This window comes from Sphingobacterium sp. UBA7855, from assembly GCA_002500745.1.
Taxonomy (GTDB): domain Bacteria; phylum Bacteroidota; class Bacteroidia; order Sphingobacteriales; family Sphingobacteriaceae; genus Sphingobacterium.
The window spans coordinates 49,213-68,067 of record DLST01000018.1; the positions used below are offsets into that span (position 1 = coordinate 49,213).

At 38.6% G+C, this 18,855-nt stretch carries 18 protein-coding genes; 16 read left to right on the forward strand and 2 right to left on the reverse strand.

The genetic code is table 11. The annotated features are described in order from the left end of the window. The first annotated feature begins 264 nt into the window (after positions 1 to 264). The 16 genes from B2107_RS16640 to B2107_RS16715 all read left to right on the forward strand — a co-directional run bounded on the left by B2107_RS16640 (position 265) and on the right by B2107_RS16715 (position 17,345). Positions 265 to 1,635: a hypothetical protein gene (locus B2107_RS16640; protein ID WP_293956783.1), complete on the forward strand. Its 1,371-nt coding sequence runs from the start codon at positions 265 to 267 to the stop codon at positions 1,633 to 1,635. Between the two features lie 5 nt (positions 1,636 to 1,640). Then, positions 1,641 to 2,648, forward strand: coding sequence for an SPFH domain-containing protein (locus B2107_RS16645; protein WP_293956785.1), 1,008 nt, complete (start codon positions 1,641 to 1,643; stop codon positions 2,646 to 2,648). 6 nt (positions 2,649 to 2,654) lie between these two features. Next, positions 2,655 to 2,900: a hypothetical protein gene (locus tag B2107_RS16650; RefSeq protein ID WP_293956787.1), complete on the forward strand. Its 246-nt coding sequence runs from the start codon at positions 2,655 to 2,657 to the stop codon at positions 2,898 to 2,900. Between the two features lie 189 nt (positions 2,901 to 3,089). Further along, positions 3,090 to 4,376: a citrate synthase gene (locus B2107_RS16655; protein WP_209580544.1), complete on the forward strand. Its 1,287-nt coding sequence runs from the start codon at positions 3,090 to 3,092 to the stop codon at positions 4,374 to 4,376. Positions 4,377 to 4,625: 249 nt separating this feature from the next. Further along, positions 4,626 to 5,699 carry an NADH-quinone oxidoreductase subunit NuoH gene (gene nuoH, locus B2107_RS16660; RefSeq protein WP_293956789.1) on the forward strand — a complete coding sequence of 358 codons (1,074 nt, stop codon included), beginning with the start codon at positions 4,626 to 4,628 and terminating at the stop codon, positions 5,697 to 5,699. Between the two features lie 6 nt (positions 5,700 to 5,705). Beyond that, complete coding sequence (locus B2107_RS16665; protein WP_293956791.1) at positions 5,706 to 6,269, forward strand: 4Fe-4S binding protein; 564 nt, start codon at positions 5,706 to 5,708, stop codon at positions 6,267 to 6,269. Between the two features lie 3 nt (positions 6,270 to 6,272). Further along, positions 6,273 to 6,815 (forward strand): NADH-quinone oxidoreductase subunit J, encoded by a 543-nt coding sequence (locus B2107_RS16670; protein WP_293956793.1) that lies wholly within the window; start codon positions 6,273 to 6,275, stop codon positions 6,813 to 6,815. Beyond that, the gene (gene nuoK, locus B2107_RS16675) at positions 6,812 to 7,120 is read left to right on the forward strand and encodes an NADH-quinone oxidoreductase subunit NuoK (RefSeq protein ID WP_293956795.1); all 309 of its coding nucleotides are present in this window, start codon (positions 6,812 to 6,814) and stop codon (positions 7,118 to 7,120) included. Before B2107_RS16670 ends, nuoK begins: the two co-directional genes overlap by 4 nt. Before the next feature lie 3 nt (positions 7,121 to 7,123). Beyond that, positions 7,124 to 9,178, forward strand: coding sequence for an NADH-quinone oxidoreductase subunit L (locus B2107_RS16680; protein ID WP_293956796.1), 2,055 nt, complete (start codon positions 7,124 to 7,126; stop codon positions 9,176 to 9,178). A gap of 3 nt (positions 9,179 to 9,181) precedes the next feature. Further along, positions 9,182 to 10,783, forward strand: coding sequence for a complex I subunit 4 family protein (locus B2107_RS16685; protein ID WP_293956798.1), 1,602 nt, complete (start codon positions 9,182 to 9,184; stop codon positions 10,781 to 10,783). 6 nt (positions 10,784 to 10,789) lie between these two features. Then, the gene (locus tag B2107_RS16690) at positions 10,790 to 12,274 is read left to right on the forward strand and encodes an NADH-quinone oxidoreductase subunit N (protein WP_293956800.1); all 1,485 of its coding nucleotides are present in this window, start codon (positions 10,790 to 10,792) and stop codon (positions 12,272 to 12,274) included. A 211-nt stretch (positions 12,275 to 12,485) separates the two neighbouring features. Continuing rightward, positions 12,486 to 13,091, forward strand: coding sequence for a DUF4254 domain-containing protein (locus B2107_RS16695; protein WP_293956802.1), 606 nt, complete (start codon positions 12,486 to 12,488; stop codon positions 13,089 to 13,091). A gap of 2 nt (positions 13,092 to 13,093) precedes the next feature. Further along, positions 13,094 to 14,107, forward strand: a complete 1,014-nt coding sequence (locus B2107_RS16700) for a glycosyltransferase family 9 protein (RefSeq protein ID WP_293956804.1) — start codon at positions 13,094 to 13,096, stop codon at positions 14,105 to 14,107. A gap of 81 nt (positions 14,108 to 14,188) precedes the next feature. Further along, positions 14,189 to 15,415: a glycosyltransferase gene (locus tag B2107_RS16705; protein ID WP_293956806.1), complete on the forward strand. Its 1,227-nt coding sequence runs from the start codon at positions 14,189 to 14,191 to the stop codon at positions 15,413 to 15,415. A gap of 11 nt (positions 15,416 to 15,426) precedes the next feature. Continuing rightward, positions 15,427 to 16,233, forward strand: coding sequence for a glycosyltransferase family 2 protein (locus tag B2107_RS16710; protein WP_293956808.1), 807 nt, complete (start codon positions 15,427 to 15,429; stop codon positions 16,231 to 16,233). Further along, entirely contained in the window at positions 16,230 to 17,345 is a 1,116-nt protein-coding gene (locus B2107_RS16715) for a glycosyltransferase family 4 protein (RefSeq protein WP_293956810.1), read from the forward strand. The genes B2107_RS16710 and B2107_RS16715 overlap by 4 nt, the downstream gene beginning before the upstream one ends. Here B2107_RS16715 and B2107_RS16720 read toward each other — a convergent pair whose 3' ends face one another. Further along, entirely contained in the window at positions 17,346 to 18,008 is a 663-nt protein-coding gene (locus B2107_RS16720) for a glycosyltransferase family 32 protein (RefSeq protein ID WP_293956812.1), read from the reverse strand. It abuts the gene before it with no gap. A gap of 2 nt (positions 18,009 to 18,010) precedes the next feature. Then, entirely contained in the window at positions 18,011 to 18,829 is an 819-nt protein-coding gene (locus tag B2107_RS16725; RefSeq protein ID WP_349682265.1) for a glycosyltransferase family 2 protein, read from the reverse strand. Between the last annotated feature and the right edge of the window lie 26 nt (positions 18,830 to 18,855).

Sequence of the window (18,855 nt, forward strand, 5' to 3'; positions counted from 1 at the left end):
TATTTGTTTTACAAATAAACATTAATGCCACAGTCTCCATTGATTAAAAAAACAAACAGCTCATTTCCTGCGTATTTAAACTCAAATCCTACGAATATAAGTTAGCTGGCAGAAAATTTGTTATAGGATTATTTTAATTCTAAATTCACTATAAATCGTGTCCTCCATTGGAAAAAAAAATTAACTGGATAAATTCAATACAATCCGATCGATTGGAAGCATAAAAAGTAAGAAGATGATTTAAGTTAAATACAATTAAGATAAATGGCTAAAAATATTAAAGCGATCAAATGCCCGCATTGTGGGAGTATAAAAATCACCACACTACGTCCTGATTATTATAAATGTGACAGCTGCGGAACAGAATTTTTTCTCGATAGTGACGACATCAATATCAATCACAACTACAACTATCCGCGCAACAATACAGACCAATATAAAGCCCTACGGATTGTCCTGTTCGCAGTGGTTGGATTTATCGCGGTCATGTTTATCATCGGGGCGATAAGTGCTATTTTTTCCAAGAAGCCTGAGCCAAGTTATTCGACTTATAGTGGTTCCAACTCCGCGAACGAGAAAGAAGAGGCAGAGCCGCTTGAATGGAACTATGCGAGTAATACGTTATTCATGGACAAAAATAATACGCCGCATGTGGTGGTCGTTGGTAATGTAGGAACATTTAGGAAAAGAATGGATTCAGCCAAAGACAACAAGGTATACATTGGGCTTTTTGATCCTAAAACAGGTAAAAAAGAATGGGTAAAAGCATTGATGGATACTCCTGTTGAATTATCGAGCAGCGACGTTAAACTTCAGGTATTTGAAGATCAAAACCTTTACATCATTGTCAAGTCCAAATACATCTATCAACTCGACAAAAACACGCTCACGTATAAGAGTGTTTTGGAAAATTATGTAAAAGATGCCCCATCCTTAAGTACCGGCATAGCCAAAGTTGAATTTAAGTATGAAGACTATGGTTCCGCTTATCAAATTATCAACAATGAAGGTCAAAATCTGGCCTATTACCCTTTAATAAATAAGGCTATCCCGGATAAAATGCTCTACGAGGAAAGAAGAAAGAAACTACCCAATCCAACGACAAAAACGGAGTTTACTTTTTCAAGTAAGTCCAGCTATTATCCAGAGGAAAAAATTCAGTTGATCCAGTATACTTACCATTATCAATATGGATATCCAAAAGATACCCCGCGGTTTTCTTGGGATAAGGATTATGGTGGATCGGGCATTTTTACGGACCGAGATCCCTATAAAAAGGTATTAATCAATCCGTGGCAATTTAAAGGAGCGCGTTTGATTAGCTTCAAAGACTTTACGCCAGGCAGACTTTACTTTCAGCCTATAGTGGTCGCCCAAAATGACAAAACGCTCCTTATCGCCTATAAGCCAACACCAGCTGAAGACGATCCTTTCCAGATCCAACTATTGGACATCACAACTGGGGCTATACAAAAAACGTTCACTACTGACCTCAAGTCCATCTACGGAAATGGGACACTGTTAAAAGACGGCTTTATCGTAAGAGGCTCGAGTGATTATTATTATTTTGATAATAATGGAAAACAAATCAACAAATTTGAAGGGTATAATCCCAAATTTGACACGCTAAATTAATAACTATGGGACTATTTAATCTTTTTAACAAACAACTTTCTGAAGTTATCGAGTGGAAAAACCAAGACCCTCGATTATTATGGTATAAATTTCCATCCGAAAGGAATGAGATCAAAAATTCCAGCAAACTAATCCTCGCTCCAGGGCAGGGATGCATTCTTGTGTATGAAGGAAAAGGTGAGAACCTGCTCACAGAGCCTGGAACGTATAACCTCAAAACAGACAACCATCCATTTTTTACTACCTTAGCACGACTACGGCAAAATTTCGAATCCGAACACAAACTGTATATCTACTTTTTTCGTACGGCAGCTATTGTGAATCAATCCTGGGGAACTGGATCTCCAATAAAATATATCGACCCTCATTACAACTTACCCGTAGAAATCGGCTTGAATGGTACATTCTCTTACCTCATTAAGGAACCGGTGCATTTCTATAAAAACATTGTAGCCAATCAAAATACGGTCAGCACAGCGGTGATCCAGGACATCCTCAATAATCGCATTCCCCAACACATTACGACGCAGATTGCACAGAAGAAGCTAGGTTATAACGAAATTGACAGCCAATTAGCATTACTATCCAACGATATCAAGACTGCGGTGGAACAAGATTTTAAAGATCTCGGGCTCGACATTACAGATTTTAAAATTTTAGGAACCCAATTTGATGCGAATACGCAACGTAGAATTGGAGAAATTGCCGACCTGACGACACAAAATCAAGCCGCTCAACAAGCAGGCCTAAGCTATGTCGAATTAGAAAAATTACGTGCGCTTCGAGACGCCGCTAAGAATGAAGGTGGGATTGCGGGAGTGGGAGCACAACTTGGCGTCGGCATGGAACTGGGTAAGCAGTTTGACCTTCAAAAGGAGGAGATCAAAGAGCATATACAACAAGGAGGCGACTTTGTCGAAAAACTCCAAAAAATGCAACTGCTACTTCGTGAAAATATCATTACGCAAGAAGAATTCGACACACTTAAGAAACAGATCCTCAACAAAATATAACTCATCATGAAATATATATTTGGTATACTATTCACTTTGGTGATTCTTTTCATTGCTACCTATTTCCTTTTAGGAATGTGGGGCATCCGGCTATTAGATGCCGAAAATTTCAATAAAGTTCTATGGACAACCGGGATACTGACGGTGACTTCGATCGTGCTCGTCTGCTTTGTTATCATTCCTTTCTTCGGATCAGGCAAAAATGGGAATTTTGAAGATAAGGGAAAGGTAGCCCAGCGGAAAATAGATTAATGTCCTGCACAATAAGATAATGTTAAATTTGTATACATAATTTGCTTATTTAGGTAAATAGTTCGTTAATATTATCCAAAATGACGCAGTCGTGTCATTTTAATTCCAAAAGAACTTTCAATTTTAAATATCAAATAGTTAAATTTGTGAGATTAGCATAACAAATCAGATATAAGATAATATATAAACATGTCAGATAAAGCATCTATAAATTTAGACGGAACTTCGTATGACCTTCCGGTCGTTGTCGGTACTGAGAATGAAAAAGCAGTTGATATTTCCAAATTAAGAGATCTAAGCGGATTTATTACATTAGACCCAGGATATAAAAATACGGGTGCTACGAAGAGTGCGATTACTTTTCTTGACGGTGAAAAAGGCATATTGCGATATAGAGGATATCCCATTGAACAATTGGCAGAGAAATCGACTTTCTTGGAAGTTGCTTATTTGTTGATTTATGGAGAGCTTCCCAAAAAAGAGGTATTGGAAAAATTCAGAGCTGACATCAAAAAGCAAATGATGATCCACGAGGACATGAAAAATTTCTTCGCTGGATTTCCTTCCAAATCACATCCAATGGGACAACTTTCTTGTTTAGTTGGTGCATTATCGGCATTTTACCCAGAATCTTTAAATCCAAACTTAACAGATGAAGAAGAGGATCAAACGATCATCAATCTTTTGGCAAAAATGCCAACGATCGTTTCTTGGATTCAGAAGAAATCATTAGGACACCCTGTTGTATACCCTAAAAATAATCTTGGCTACATCGACAACTTCCTGAATATGTTGTTCGGAGAAGTTAATGACGAAAAAACATTCGATCCGGTTGTCATTGATGCTATGCACAAGTTGCTGATTTTGCATGCTGATCACGAACAAAACTGTTCGACATCTACCGTTCGCATCGTAGGCTCATCAAATGCAAACCTCTATGCATCAGTCGCTTCAGGTATTAATGCATTATGGGGCCCATTGCATGGCGGTGCAAACCAGGCGGTAATTGAAATGTTAGAAGCTATTAAAAATGACGGTGGTGATGCCGAAAAATATCTTGCCAAAGCGAAAGACAAAAACGATCCTTTCCGTTTAATGGGATTCGGTCACCGCGTGTATAAAAACTTTGACCCACGTGCTAAAATCATCAAAAAAGCATGTGACGATATTTTGGAAAAATTAGGTGTGCAAGACCCTGTATTGGATATCGCTAAGAAATTAGAAGAAGCAGCATTGAATGACCAATACTTCATCGATAGAAAACTTTATCCAAATGTTGACTTCTATTCAGGTATCATCTACCGTGCATTAGGTTTCAAAGCAGATATGTTTACTGTATTATTTGCCTTAGGCCGTCTTCCAGGATGGATTGCGCAATGGAAAGAAATGCGTGAAAACAAAGAGCCTATCGGTCGTCCTAGACAGGTATATGTTGGCCACACGGAACGTGACTACGTTGAATTCTCAAATCGTTAATTCGGTTTCGATTTATATCCGAAAAAGCATCCTTATAGGATGCTTTTTTCTTTTTAATGCAGCACCTTTGAATCTTTGGATGTACGAATGAGCCATTCAATTAAACACTAAACAGGGGCTCATCGTTACGCTATTGTCACGATAAACTACTTGTTAAGTATATTTTAATTTTTCCCTATCTAAATTCCCTGTTTTTCGTTAAGTTTGCGTATTAATTGGTCTCTTATTAAAAATCATTATAAATAAGACTTGCTAGAAAATGTACTACATATCTTGGTTCCTATTGCTATTTTTACCTTTATAGCAGCATTTACCTTATTTGCAGTATATGCCGAGCGAAAGATTGCGGGATTTGTCCAAGACCGGCTAGGTCCGATGGAAACCGGAAAATATGGTAGTCTTCAAACGATTGCTGATATTCTTAAATTACTCCAAAAAGAACTGATCACCCCTTCATCGGCGGATAAGATTCTCTTTAGAGTTGCTCCTATCATTATTTTTGTTGCCGTCTTTACAGGGTTTGCCGTTATTCCTTGGGCAAAGGATTTTATTCCAGCCGATACGCATACTGGTTTATTCTTCATTATGGCGATAATTTCCATTGACGCTTTGGGTATTTTAATGGCTGGCTGGGGCTCCAACAATAAATATTCTTTGTTAGGATCCATGCGTGCTATTGCGCAGATGGTATCCTATGAAATTCCGGTAGGTCTTTCGCTGATTACAGTTGTCATGCTTACACAAACCCTAAACTTGAATGAAATTGCTATTGGGCAGGGAATTCTCACCAATGGGAGCATTAAATTCTTGGGTATTTGGGAAGTTAATGAGATTGGCGGTCTCTTCGCCTGGAATATTTTTCAGGCTCCGCATTTAATTATCACCTACCTCATATTCTTTATCGCTACCCTTGCCGAGTGCAACCGTGCTCCTTTTGATATTCCGGAAGCCGAATCTGAACTGGTGGGTGGTTTCCATACCGAATATGGTGGAATACAATTTGCCTTTATTTTTCTAGCCGAGTATGCCATGATGTTTTTGGTATCGATGTTGGGTGTTGTCCTCTTTTTAGGCGGATGGAACACAGCATTACCAAACATCGGGGCTTTACGCCTCGCAGATTGGACGACTGGTTTAGCTTGGGGAATATTTTGGACTTTAGCCAAATCATTCCTTATTGTAGGCATCCAAATGTGGATCCGATGGACATTACCGCGGTTACGTGCAGACCAGTTGATGAGTTTATGTTGGAAAGTATTGACACCGCTGGCTTTTCTGTGTATGGCCATCTCTGCCATTTGGCGAATTTTAGTTATAGCATAGGATATTATGATATTTAAAACGGCTTCGCATGCATTTCGTACGGCAATCAAAGGTTTATCTTTGACTGTCAAGCATCTATTTGGTGCACGACGATCAAGGACGGAATTGAATATCAAAAAAGACAACTATTTTGATCGGCAAGAAGGGATTGTAACAGTGCAGTATCCGCGTGAAAAAATGCCCATCCCCGATGTCGCCCGTTACCAATTGCAGGTTGATATCGACGACTGTATTGTATGTGATCTTTGCGCTAAAGCATGTCCTGTGGACTGTATCGAAATTGAAGCGATCAAATCACCGGAAGCAATCGGAAAGACTTCAGACGGTAGCGTCAAACGGTTATATCCCGCCAAATTCAATATTGACATGGCGAAATGTATGTACTGTGGCTTATGCACGGTGGTGTGTCCGACGGAATGTATTACCATGACCAATGCATATGACCGCAGCTCGCAAAAGCTGACCGATCTGATTTACGGATTCTCAGATATGACTGACGAGCAGGTAGCTCAACGCAAAGCTGAATGGACACAGTTTCAAGCTGAAAAGGAGGCAGCAAAGCAAAAATAGAAAATGGAAAGTATTTTGTTCTACGCTTTCGCTATTCTAGCAATCGGTTCGGCCCTTTTACTGGTGAATCTTAAAAATATCGCGCGCGCCTTATTCCTGTTTTTTATTGTTCTCTTTGCAATGGCAGGATTATATTTATTTGCTTTAGCTGATTTTGTGGCGATTACACAAATTATGGTCTATGTCGGCGGGGTGCTTATTCTTATGTTGTTTGCCTTTATGCTATCCAATAAAGAGCTCTTAAAAGATCTTCAAGACAACAGTGGTTCGTTCTTAAGCATGCCTAAATGGCAAGCTATTCCAGTGGTGCTTGGTTTTCTGTTACTGATGCTTTATGGCATCTCTGAGTGGCAACAGGCTCCATCAACGTGGGTCATTCAGTCCATAGAAAATGGAAATAATATTACTTCGACTGATAACAATATTCATCAAATCGGATTACGTTTTATGACTTTTTACGTATTGCCTTTTGAAATTATATCGATATTTCTGATGATGGCTTTAATTGGAGCTTCTCATTTATCCAGAAAGGAGCGTACAATATGATTACGTTGACCCATTTCTTGGTGGTGAGTGCCTGTATCTTTAGTGTTGGACTCTACACCGTTCTTTCCAAAAAAAATGCGATTATGATTTTGGTTGGTATTGAATTAATGATCAATGCAGCTATCCTGAATTTTGTTGCCTTTGGGAAATATGATAAAGTGAGTTATGGCGGACAAATTTTTGCGTTGTTTGCTATAGTACTTGCAGCAGCAGCTGTAGCCGTTGGATTGGCTATTGTATTAAATGTTTATAGACATTACAACACCATTAATCCGGATGAGGTAAACCAATTAAAAGACAAATAAACATTGGATCAAGTTGTTCACATATCGCCCCTTTTGACCGCGCTAATTACCGTAGTATCCCCATTAGCAGCGTTTTTATATCAATCTTTATTAGGCAAACGTGACCAGTCCGGTATGGTCTCCCTGCTAGCCATCACCCTCAGTTTTACCAGTGGTGCGCTCACCTGGTTTACCATCTGGAATAATGCCCCCGTAACCGTTCAGGCTGATTGGTTCACTATTGGCGAAACCTCATTTAAAGTTGGTATCCTGTTAAATAATTTAAGCACCTTAATGCTTTTTTTGGTACCTACTGTAGCGTTGCCCGTGCATATTTATTCCCGTGCATATATGAAAGGCGATCCCGGCATTCATCGCTATTGGATGTATCTAAGCCTGTTCTGTTTTGCCATGTTGGGATTGGTCATTATGGACAATCTTTTGCTGATGTATGTCTTTTGGGAATTGGTTGGGTTTGCGTCCTATCTCCTTATCGGGTTTTGGTTTACGCGCGAAACTGCTGTACAAGCCAATAAAAAGGCATTTTTGGTGAATCGCATCGGTGACCTCGGCTTTCTAATTGGCCTTGCGATAGTATTTACGCAGTTCAAGACACTTAATTTGGTTGATTTATTTGGTGATAATGGACTGATTTATCAATCCACAATCGTCGATGGCCTGTGGGTATCTCCGGTAAATAGTTTACCCCAGATCTGGTTTACCTTAGGAGGAGTAGCCTTTTTCTTGGCTGCTATGGCCAAATCAGCGCAATTTCCATTACATGTATGGCTTCCGGATGCCATGGAAGGTCCTACATCCGTATCGTCCTTGATCCATGCGGCAACAATGGTCGCAGCGGGCGTATTCCTATTGGCTACCGTATTTCCATTATTCAGCGAATCGGCATTACTATTTATCGCCATTATCGGCACCATTACGGCAGCTTCGGCAGCATACTTCGCCTTGGGCCAATACGACATCAAGCGTATTCTTGCCTTTTCGACTATATCGCAATTGGGCTTTATGATGGTTGGGATAGGTATTGGAACATGGGATGCTGCTTTGTTTCATCTCACGACGCATGCTTTCTTTAAGTGCCTTCTATTTCTTTCGGCCGGCGCAATTATTCATGAAATGGCCCACCTGAAAACACATAGCCACCTAGACTTTGATCCGCAGGATTTACGGAACATGGGTGGATTACGTCACTACATGCCCAAGACCTTTGTGCTGATGAGCATTGCTTCACTAGCACTGGCCGGATTCCCACTGACGTCAGGTTTTCTATCCAAAGACAGTATTGTTATATCTTCATTTGAATGGGCACTTTCAAAAGGTAGCGTATATCTTCTCATCCCTATTAGTTTGATTATAGTAAGTATCTTAACTGCATTCTACATCGGCCGTTTGATATTTAAAGCTTTTTTTGGGAAGTTCCGGCTTTTGGATCATCTTCAGGATAAACTTCATGATCATCCGCTACATGAAGCGCCAAAAACCATGTTGATACCCATGTTTGTTTTGGGTGTATTTTGCTTATTTCCACTATTTTCGTTCAACCCATTTTCGTACCACGATTCTTGGTTGATGAACGGACTCTTATTGGATGAATATGTCTTTGCTCCAAGCCACATTGCCCACCTGATTATTCCCGCGATCCTGCTCATTGGTTCTATCATTGTCTGGATTATCGGATGGAAATGGTATGTACAGAATAGATACCCATTCAACCCGGTCAATCCGGCACTGAAGGTTTCTTTAAATCAGGGATATATCAATCAGTTTTACGATGTTGTATTTGTTAAGGGCACATTAAAATTGGCTCAATTCTGTTATTGGTTTGACAGACATGTTGTTGATGCTTTTGTTTCTTTGATTCAGTCAATCGTGCTATCGATCTCACAATTAAGTGTTTGGATAGACAAATATATTATAGACGGCTTAGTCAATGCGGTTGCTTCAGTAACCTATTGGGCCGGCCATCAAGTCCGCCTAGTGCAGAACGGGAAAATACAGACCGCTTTGTACTCCGTCTTTTTAATAGTTTTATTTGGTTTAATTTATCTTTTATTCTTTTAGGAAATGCCTATTTTATCCTTATTGATATTTTTACCGCTATTGGCTACGGCGCTTATTCTTGCCTTGCCAACACGATATAAATCGAGTTACAAATATATTGCGTTAGCAATTACCGCAATACAATTTGTACTGGCTGGATTGTGTTACGCACATTTTGATGCAAGCAAAACGGGTATTCAAGATCTGGGAGGCTATCAATTTGTTGAACAGCTTCCATGGATTCGCTTAGATTTAGGATCAATAGGTAAACTAGAAATTGATTATCTTATTGGTATTGATGGGATATCGATGCCCTTATTATTGCTGAGCGCTTTTGTAATGTTGATGGCTATTGGAGCCTCCTGGAATATACAGAAGAGTCCAAAAGGATACTTTGCGTTACTCATGGTGCTTAATATGGCTGTTATGGGGATTTTCTGTGCACTTGATTTCTTCCTGTTCTACCTTTTCTATGAAGTTATGTTACTTCCACTATATTTCCTGATCGGTATCTGGGGTGGTGCAAGACGCGAATACGCAGCCATCAAGTTCTTTTTATACACCCTATTTGGTTCTGTATTTATGCTGTTGATCATCGTAGGACTATACTTTTCAGTCATTAACCCGATGACTGGAGCGCATACGTTCAATATGATCCATATGATGAACCCTCAGAATTACCTTGAAGGATCTATTTTTGAGTGGGGTGGTTATCAGGAAATCTTGGGTGTTTCGTCCAGGCTGGTTGGCTTCATTGTCCTCTTTTTTGCCTTTGCCATTAAAGTGCCCATCGTGCCCTTGCATACTTGGTTACCCGATGCCCACGTTGAGGCACCGACTCCAGTATCTATTATTTTAGCAGGTATTCTTTTGAAAATCGGAGGTTACGGTATCATTCGTATTTGTTATAGCATCTTTCCTGACATGGCCGCCTTATCCAATTGGTGGCTTGGACTAATAGGCGTTGTTTCCATTATCTATGGAGCCTTGAACGCCTTATCACAAAAAGACCTCAAACGAATGATTGCGTATTCATCCGTTTCCCACATGGGCTTTGTCTTATTAGGTATTGCCTCATTGACTGCAGAAGGAATTTCCGGAGCGATGTTTCAGATGATCTCCCATGGATTTTTATCCGCTGCACTCTTCTTTCTTGTCGGTGTAGTTTATGACCGTGTACATGACAGAAATATCTATAGTTTTCGAGGTCTAGCGCAAATTATGCCCAAATATACGGGTTATGTTGCTGTTGCATTTTTCGCTTCTTTAGGTTTACCAGGCTTTTCAGCATTTATTGGTGAAGCATTTGTCATTATCGGTTCATTCAACTCTGAAAGTGCTGGTACGGGTTTGCCACGTTGGATGGCGCTGGCTGGTTCTGTAGGAATCTTATTGAGCGCAGCCTACCTACTTTGGACATTGCAGCGCATGTTCTTTGGGCAGATCCGTTTAAAGGGCGGTGAATCTTGGAGCAATGCACTGACAGATGTCAATTCGCGCGAGCAGGCGATCTTATTTCCAACGTTAGCATTGGCCTTATTGCTTGGTATTATGCCTGCTTTAATCTTTAACAATTTAAACGCAAGTGTTCTGAATCTTGTGAGCTTTATTCAACAATTCATCTAACCCCACATGCTTGCTTTCAGTCCATATATCAGTTCATTCCTCGATCAGATTATCGTCAGTATACCGTATTTTAAACCCGAACTGACACTAATCCTCACATTTATTGGTACTATTCTCGCTAGTCTTTTTGCTGACAAGCACTGGAAGCATACGTCTTTTATGCTTACAATTATCGGATTATTGTTGAGTGGCTGTTACCTCGTTGGGCAAGGACTCAGTAAAGTAGAGATGGCTGGCTTTTTTGATATGATCCACGTTGATGCCTTTGCTACCTCTTCACGATTGATTATCCTGTTGTCGACACTCCTTGTTTGTCTCTTTATTCAACAAGGACATGGGAGACATGGCCGACCACTAGGAGATCTATATGCTGTTTTACTGACGGCGACGTTGGGACTGAACCTATTGACCATGTCGAGCAACTGGCTGATGATTTTTATAGCCGTTGAAACCGTTTCCATTAGTTCCTATATCATGGTGGGGTACTTTTCAGCTACTAAAGTTCAGTCGGAGGCAGCTTTAAAATATGTACTCTTTGGATCGATTTGCGCGGCAGTGATGCTTTACGGTTTATCTTTAATCTACGGTTTCACGGGGAACTTGAATTTTGATTCCCAGAGACACATTGCAGGCCTTATGGAAGCACCAAAGGTCATGATCAGCATTGCGCTATTATTTCTATTGACGGGCATTGGCTTTAAACTGAGTTTTTTCCCTTTTCATGTCTGGAGTCCAGATGTTTATCAAGGTGCTCCCACAGTGATTACCACGTATCTGGCTACGGTACCAAAAATTGCAGTCGTCGTCCTGTTATCCAAGCTCCTCTCCGCATGGCTAAATGTCTCCTTTTACTTTAGTGATTTCCTAACGTATGTGATTATTGGGGTAGCCATTGCAACCATGTTCATTGGTAATTTAGCGGCTTTACGTCAACAGGATGCCAAACGGATGATGGCCTATTCGTCCATTGGACATACGGGTATACTCCTGATGGCTGTATTGGTTTACCAAAATAATGAGTCAAATGTATTGCTATTCTATCTTTCCATCTATGCTTTGATGAATATTGCTGTATTTATTTTTATTGACGCTCTGGAAGGCAGTCTGGGGAGTACATCCATCGATTCCTATCGTGGCTTAGGAAAGCAGTCCCCCGTTTTGTTTACTTCATTTTCAATTGTTCTAATCGCTTTAGTGGGGCTCCCTCCCACCGCGGGATTTGTCGGGAAGCTGTTGGTCTTTTCCAAAGTGTTCGAACAGTATCAAAATTTTCAATCGTTCGGTTTATTGGCATTGCTTATTGTCGGCGCACTGACCTCAGTTATCTCTTTATTTTACTATTTTAAAATTCCACTGAACGCGTTTCTTAGGGACAATACCGCATCTTCAACAATAAAAGTCAATGCTGTACTTTTATGTATTGGTATCCTATGTACCTTGGCAGTGTTGTGTTTAGGAATTTTTCCGGATCTTTTGCTTTCGGCCTTTTAGAAAAACAGAGAAACTCCTATTATTCTTAACAAAGATACCATCCTATTCAATTACTACATGTGCCGGTTGAATAGTAAAGATAAACTCCATAATATATTTTATATTTCCTCAATAAAAGTATTATCTATGGTTGAGGAGAGACCATTAAATTGTTTTTTAAGCAAAGCGCAATTAAATTGCATATAAAAAGCAATTTATCTAAGTTTGTACCATGATTAGTGCAATAGCAAATCCAATATTTCAACGTGCTATCCAGGATTACCACGTATACGACCAGATTGATCATCCAATCCAAAATCCGTACGAAAAGCAATCCCTGGAGCATCTTCTCTATTTAAAATGCTGGATTGACACCGTACAATGGCATATGGAAGATGTCGTTCGTAATCCCGCTATTGATCCGAAAGAAGGCTTACATTGGAAAAGACGAATTGATAAGTCCAATCAATATCGCACAGATACCGTAGAGTATATTGACAGCTATTTTCTACAAAAATTTAAGGAGATACAGGCTCGTCCTTCCGCAACGATCAATACAGAGAGTCCGGCGTGGGCTATTGATAGGCTTTCCATTCTGGCTTTAAAAATCTACCATATGGAACAGGAGACATTACGCACAGATGCTTCTGAGGCACACATTAATACCTGCCAAGAAAAGCTTAACGTCCTATTGGAACAAAGAAAAGATTTATCTCAAAGTATTGATGAATTGATGGATGCCATATCATCGGGCGATAAATACATGAAAGTCTATAAACAGATGAAAATGTATAACGATCCTTCATTGAACCCTGTCTTATATTCATCAGGAAAGTAAACATGTCGTTACCGCAACGGATCATAGTCACGCGATTTTCAGCTATGGGCGATGTTGCCATGGTTGCCTCTGTATTGAAAGAATTTTGTATTCGCTATCCTGATGTAGAAATCATTATGGTCAGCAGACCATTCTTTTCGCCATTCTTTGATGGAATAAAAAACCTCAGGTTCCACGCGATAGAACCGAAAAGCATTCATAAAGGTTTTTGGGGCTTGTTTAGGCTAAAAAAAGAACTGGCCCAGTATAGCCCAGATGCCATAGCTGACTTACATTTTAATTTGCGTTCACGTGTGCTTGATTTATTGTTTTCCTTATCGGGTGTAAAAGTAAAGCAGCTTGACAAAGGTCGTGAAGAGAAAAAAGCGTTATCCCGTGAAAAAGACAAAATTAAAGTCCCATTGAAACTAACGGTAGAACGCTATGCAGATGTATTTCGGGCATTAGGTTTTAAATTTGAGCTCAGCCATAAATTGGTTCCCAATTTGCAGGATGTACCTAAAGCTGCATTTGGTATGTTTGCAAATTTCGATCGAAAGAAAATTGGTATAGCGCCTTTTGCGCAACATCGATATAAAATTCTTTCCTTGGTAAAAATGGGGCAGATCATAGATTACCTGACACATCACGGATATGACGTATTGCTCTTTGGAGGTGGTCAGGAAGAGTTTCAAATTGCCCAAAACTGGACCGAAAGTTTTCCCAACACTCACAATACGATTGGAAAATTTACGTTGAGAGAAGAACTTGATTTAATTTCGAATCTGGATCTTATGATCAGCATGGATTCTTCGGGTCTTCATATGGCCTCCCTAATGGGGGTACGATGCCTTTCCTTGTGGGGAGCAACACACCCTTACGCTGGATTTACGGGTTACGGTCAACGGTTAGCAGATTCCATCCAAGTTGAACATCCCAATAGACCAAGTTCGGTGTATGGGAATAAGTCGTGCATATGTGACGGGGTAGAAGCAATTGATTTAATTACGCCGGAGATGGTGATTGAAAAAATATAGGGGACGTGTAGCATTCTACAGGGGCTTAACCGTTGTAACAATGATGGACAAGAAAAAATAACTATTGTTTAGAGTTTTTAGATGGATAAAATTTGTTTTATTATTCTACGCTACGGCGATGAAGTGGATGGCGGTGCAGAGAAACATTGTCGTATGTTGGCTGAAAGGCTTGTGGGAGGATATGAAGTTGACATTTTGACAACTAAGTTTATTGATTACAACACTTTTGTTCCCTTTTATAAAAACGATATCGATTACCTAAACGGTGTACGTATTCTACGCTTCGGTTCAATTGATTTTGATAGTCGAAAACGAGATATCTTATGGAAAAAAGCGCTTCGATTTCAAAAAATAAGACGAAACTTATTTCGTTTAAAAAGTTTAAAACTTGTATCAGAGCTGTTTCCATCCTGGAAAGGAATTTCAGGAGCGGATATTGACTATTTCAAGTCGCACGGTTCTTATTCTCCTTCGATGTTGTCCTATATCAATAATAACCATCAACATTATAAGGCGATAATCGGAATTACTTATTCCCAGCCAAATACTTTCTTCGGAGCGTTAATTGCTCCCGAGAAATCCATTCTCATACCAACATTGCATGAGGAGAGAGAAGCATTTCGTCCTATATTAACTCAGCTATTCAGCAAGGTAAAACATATTGCATTTAATACAGAAGAAGAAAGAAATCTCGCTTTCAATATCTTCGGAAGTCATATAGCCAATAATAGTATTGTTGCCGTAGGTGTTGAAGTGTCCACTCCATTGGATAAAGAGACGCTTTATAGCAAGTTTCAGCTTCCAAAAAATTATCTATTATATTTTGGAAGAGTCTGCAACACGAAAGTAAGAACGTTAATCCCTTGGTTTTTACGTTACAAGCAAAAGTATCCGTCAGATCTTAAACTTGTCCTAACTGGCCGCATATTTATGGATAAGACTGAGCATCCCGATGTCATCTATACAGATTTCGTTACCGAAGAAGAGAAAACAGCATTGATTGAGAATGCCCGCGCTGTGATTAATCCTTCTCAATACGAAAGTTTATCATTATTATTGTTAGAAACAATGGTTCTCGGTAAACCGATCCTTGTAAATGGAAAATCAAAAGTAATGAAAGAGCACTGTATTAAAAGTAACTATGCCGCTCAGTACTATTCTTCAGAATCTGATTTTCAAAGAAAACTTTGCCAAATACTAGAAGGAGATGTCTCATTTATGAGATCAATATCCATATCCTATGTCGAAAACAACTACTCGTGGCCGTTAGTTATTAAAAAATTAACGCACATAATTGACTCAATTTAATGACATCTTAAATGACTATAGCTCTACTAATTTCCACTTATAACTGGCCAGAAGCTTTAGAACGCGTACTTGAAAGCGTATTGTTGCAAACAAAGAAGCCTGATGAAATTATTATTGCAGACGACGGTTCCACCGAAAGCACAAAAGAGGTCATTGACGTCTTCAGACTCAAAACCCATATTCCCGTAAAACATGCATGGCAAGAAGATAATGGTTTTCAAAAAACCAAAATATTAAATAAGGCTCTGGCGTTATGTGAAAGTGAATACATCGTCCAGATTGATGGAGATATCATTATGTCACCCCAATTTATTGCAGACCATATTAGAATAAGTAAACCACATCACGTCATTACAGGAAGTAGAGCATCTCTTACAAAAGAATTTACATTAAAGTTTTTGAAGAGTAAAAAACCCATCGATTACAATTTACTTCGAAAAAACTCTCCTTATAAAATGAATGCTGCAAGAATTCCCTTTTTAACACCTATCTTTGCTACAAGATATAAAACTAAAGGAAAACATAGATTCTACTCAAAAGGATGTAATATGGCATTTTGGATGAGCTCACTAATCAAAGTAAATGGTTTTAATGAAGATATGTACGAATGGGGACATGAAGATTCGGAATTGGTTGTAAGGTTGCTAAAAATTGGTGAGAAGAAACTCTTTATGAAATTCAGTGGAGTAACCTATCATTTATGGCACAAGGTTTCCTCCATGGAGAGAAAGAGCATAAATCAGACCATTTTAGAAAATACTGTTGCATCAGGAGATTTTAGAATTAAAAACGGTCTCGATAAATACTTAAATAAATGAATATAGCATACGATGCTAAACGATATTTTCTCAATAAAACCGGGCTAGGAAATTATAGTCGTGACTTAATACGGATATTAGAAACGCACTATCCTGAAAACAATTATATTAAATACACCACTAAATTAGGAGGACTAGATTTTTTAAATAGTCATAGATCGACAAACACAATCAGACTGCCCAAAGGCCTAATTAATAAGGTACTCCCAAGTTTATGGAGAAATAGCAGAATTGTTAATGATTTAATTCAGGATAAGATCGATATTTACCATGGTTTATCGGGCGAAATCCCAATTAATCTTAGTAAAGCGGGGGTTAAATCCATAACGACTATTCACGATTTGATTTTTATACGATATCCAGAACTTTATAAACCTATCGATCGGTATATATACAATCAAAAAGCAAAACATGCTGCTATTCATTCCGATAAAATTATTGCCATCAGTCAGCAAACCAAATCTGATTTGATCGATACCTATAACATTTCGGAAGATAAAATTGAGGTAATATATCAAACCTGCCATGCCTCATTTAAGACTACGAAAACAGAAGAAGAAAAGGATTTAATTCGATCAAAATACAATCTTCCACGACATTTTATATTAAACGTTGGCACAGTAGAACCTCGAAAAAATGCATTCCAAATTGTAAAATCCATTGAGAAGCTGGATATTGCTTTATTAATAATTGGTCGAAAGACAAATTATGCGAAAGAAATTATGCATTTCGTCGAAAAAAAAGGCATGACAAAAAGAGTAATATTTATGGAAGGATTGAGTATGCAAGAACTAGCCACCATATATGCAATGGCAGATTTGCTTATATACCCATCAAAGTTTGAAGGCTTTGGTATTCCTATTATTGAAGCGCTATATTCTAGTCTCCCCGTTATTACCTCCAATTTTGGGGTCTTTCCAGAAGCCGCAGGACCATCATCTTGTTATATTGACCCTGAAGATATCGACGCTATACAATCTGCGATAGAATCAATCCTTTCCTCTGAACCAACCCGCGCAAAAATGGTAAGTGATGGTTTAAAATTTGTAAAACGATTTGATGAAGACCAAATCGCCAGCCAGCTTATTAAATGTTACAAAAACGTCCTTTAGTTATTCAGGTTTTAAAACTGTAATCCGCTTTTGTAACCTTTTCCAATGGTTTGCACGGTCTTTATAAAGCAGTATTTTGCCCAATTTATATTTAAATTGGAGCATACCTTTATAATCGAAATGTACTAATCGATAACTCACCTCAGGATTTTCTTTTATTTCATCTTCAATTGCTTTCGTATAAACTGTGGGACCAGTCATCTTGTGTACGTCATTGGGATACTTATTTTCTTCAATATTTTCAATAATATATGCTATTGTCCTTTTCAAAAATGGATGGCCTTTGGCATAAATTAAGCCCCATTGTGCAAATAAATCTGGGTGATTCTTTTCACGAGCAATAAAAGCTACATCGTCTGCCCTAATATGTTTATCCAATGATACCAAAATATCACTGTCCATATCTAAATAAACGCCGCCATGAACATAAAGTACAGCATATCGAAAAAAATCAGCCTTAGCAGCGCCAATTTGCAACTTGGAGTATGCTTTGTACGTACGTTCATCAAAATTAGTCTTAAAAAAATCATCAATCTTCCTATCATCATAAAAATCCCTCTTCCATCCCTTATTTTTTTGAAGATACATCCAAATATAAAAGCGTGTTAAAAGAGGTATTTTTGCAGTTTTAAATGTTTGATAAATTACTTTAGGTATCGCCATAGCTATGTTATTAAGAATTTATTAAGACCATTTGAACAACGTTTCAGTTTATGATCAATTGTAAAATGAAGGATCTGATCATTTTCAGGTAAAGAAACTCGAGATGATTCATTGTGATAAAGGTGATAAGCAAGTGCAGAAAACTTGATATTATATCTTTTTATACCCTGATTAAACAGTCGCTCAACAAACTCACTGTCTTCCCTACCCCAGCCAATCATATCATTATTGAAGCCATTTACAGCTTTAACATCGTCCATAAAGAAAGACATATTGCAGCCTCGAATAGCCTTGTGGCTATATTCAATCTCTTTTTTCCAAACTTTAGTTAGCCATGGAGCCCGAAATGCAGTTAATCGCTTTTCGAATCGACTTTCAATGCCTTTTCTCATATATTGAAAATTTGGAAGTATAGAAGTATTGTTCAGAATATGTGCGGTAAAATCAGGAGTCAACATATATCGGCCGCCTTGTAGAAAGAAACCTCTTTGTGCATTGGTAATATGATCCTCTATAAAATGCTTATCTAAAATCATATCCCCATCAATCATAATAATATAGTCGCTTTCCACTAATGCTAGCGCCCGATTTCTACTTTCAGCTAATCTAAACCCTTTATCTTCGTGCCAAGAGTGCAATAATGGGATAGACCACTTTTTTTTATATTTCTGAACGACATTCAAGGTTCTATTATCAGACCCATCATCGGCTACTATAACTTGCGCAGGTTTAAGCATCTGATGTTCTACAGAATTCAATACAACTTCCAAAGCATCCGGCCTATTATACGTCGTTATTAGCAAAGAAACTCTCAAGATCAATCTTTTTTATACAAATATACAATTAC

Bases quoted from the DNA above. Each gene is read 5' to 3' on its own strand.
- nuoK (WP_293956795.1), top strand. From the start codon at position 6,812: ATGATTACGTTGACCCATTTCTTGGTGGTGAGTGCCTGTATCTTTAGT.
- B2107_RS16705 (WP_293956806.1), top strand. From the start codon at position 14,189: ATGGATAAAATTTGTTTTATTATTCTACGCTACGGCGATGAAGTGGAT.
- B2107_RS16715 (WP_293956810.1), top strand. From the start codon at position 16,230: ATGAATATAGCATACGATGCTAAACGATATTTTCTCAATAAAACCGGG.
- B2107_RS16690 (WP_293956800.1), top strand. From the start codon at position 10,790: ATGCTTGCTTTCAGTCCATATATCAGTTCATTCCTCGATCAGATTATC.
- B2107_RS16655 (WP_209580544.1), top strand. From the start codon at position 3,090: ATGTCAGATAAAGCATCTATAAATTTAGACGGAACTTCGTATGACCTT.
- B2107_RS16645 (WP_293956785.1), top strand. From the start codon at position 1,641: ATGGGACTATTTAATCTTTTTAACAAACAACTTTCTGAAGTTATCGAG.
- B2107_RS16685 (WP_293956798.1), top strand. From the start codon at position 9,182: ATGCCTATTTTATCCTTATTGATATTTTTACCGCTATTGGCTACGGCG.
- B2107_RS16700 (WP_293956804.1), top strand. From the start codon at position 13,094: ATGTCGTTACCGCAACGGATCATAGTCACGCGATTTTCAGCTATGGGC.
- B2107_RS16695 (WP_293956802.1), top strand. From the start codon at position 12,486: ATGATTAGTGCAATAGCAAATCCAATATTTCAACGTGCTATCCAGGAT.
- B2107_RS16665 (WP_293956791.1), top strand. From the start codon at position 5,706: ATGATATTTAAAACGGCTTCGCATGCATTTCGTACGGCAATCAAAGGT.
- B2107_RS16640 (WP_293956783.1), top strand. From the start codon at position 265: ATGGCTAAAAATATTAAAGCGATCAAATGCCCGCATTGTGGGAGTATA.
- B2107_RS16710 (WP_293956808.1), top strand. From the start codon at position 15,427: ATGACTATAGCTCTACTAATTTCCACTTATAACTGGCCAGAAGCTTTA.
- B2107_RS16670 (WP_293956793.1), top strand. From the start codon at position 6,273: ATGGAAAGTATTTTGTTCTACGCTTTCGCTATTCTAGCAATCGGTTCG.
- B2107_RS16720 (WP_293956812.1), bottom strand. From the start codon at position 18,008: ATGGCGATACCTAAAGTAATTTATCAAACATTTAAAACTGCAAAAATA.
- B2107_RS16650 (WP_293956787.1), top strand. From the start codon at position 2,655: ATGAAATATATATTTGGTATACTATTCACTTTGGTGATTCTTTTCATT.